Consider the following 705-nt stretch of genomic DNA (forward strand, 5'->3'; position numbering starts at 1 on the left):
CGCCACCGTGCCCGTCCAGGGCAATGCCTGGCTGCCTCCCCCGGCCTTCCAGGGCGCCTACCACCTGGGCGCCGTGGCGGATCCGCTCAACAACCGCCAGGAGCTCCTCGAGGACAACAACTCCTCGCCCGGCTATCGCATTGGCGTGGGCAACCAGCCCGACTTCGTCATCACCTCCGTCACCGGCCCCTACAGCGTCCCCAACGGCCAGCCCTTCACCGCGCAGGTGACGGTCTGCAACCACGGCACCACCTCGGGCGACTCCCAGGTGGAGCTCTACCTGTCCGCCGACGCCATCATCCGCACCAACACCGCGCCGGGGCCCATGGAGGACGCATTCGTGGGCAGCGCCCACTCGGACCCGCTCTACCCCGGCCAGTGCGCCACCATGCCCATCCAGGGCAATGCCTGGCTGCCTCCCCCGGGCATCGAGGGCCCCTACCACCTCGGCGCCGTGGCGGATCCGCTCAACAACCGCCAGGAGCTCCTCGAGGACAACAACTCCTCGTCCGGCTACCGCATCGGCGTGGGCAACCGGCCCGACTTCGTCATCACCTCCGTCACCGGCCCCACCAGCACCGAGGACGGTCAGCCTCTCATCGCGCAGGTGACGGTCTGCAACCATGGCACCACCTCGGGTGACTCCCACGTGGAGCTCTACCTGTCCGCCGACGCCATCATCCGCACCAACACCGCGCCGGGGCC

At 69.6% G+C, this 705-nt stretch carries 1 protein-coding gene; it reads left to right on the forward strand.

Annotation, left to right across the window (positions count from 1 at the left end):
* Positions 1 to 705 (forward strand): CARDB domain-containing protein (locus G4D85_RS48460; RefSeq protein ID WP_275900433.1); only part of this gene is annotated, 705 nt, incomplete at both ends.

Origin of the sequence: Pyxidicoccus trucidator (assembly GCF_010894435.1) — a bacterium.
Lineage (GTDB): Bacteria > Myxococcota > Myxococcia > Myxococcales > Myxococcaceae > Myxococcus > Myxococcus trucidator.